The sequence below is a fragment of the Cupriavidus sp. 8B genome (assembly GCF_054589115.1).
In genome coordinates, this window is record NZ_BAAILO010000619.1 from 1 (window position 1) to 269 (window position 269).

General features: G+C 65.4%; 1 pseudogene. It reads left to right on the forward strand.

Annotated features, from left to right (window positions below):
- A pseudogene (locus ACYP5B_RS50985) lies at positions 1 to 269 on the forward strand (4-oxalocrotonate decarboxylase); the annotation flags it as partial.

Genomic DNA, 269 nt, shown 5'->3' on the forward strand with positions numbered 1-269 from the left:
GTGACCGATCCAGTCTACGGTTTCCTGACCGACTACGGCGCCTGCATGGACGGCGGCGCCATCGACACCGCGTCGCTGATCCACCCCAAGGTGGAGGCCGAGATCGCCTTCGTGCTCAAGCATCCGCTCAAGGGGCCGGGTTGCCATATCGGCGACGTGCTGGCCGCCACCGACTTCGTGCTGCCGGCGGTGGAGGTGATCGACTCGCGCTACGAGAACTTCCGCTTCGACCTCAAGAGCGTGATCGCGGACAACACTTCGTCGGCCCG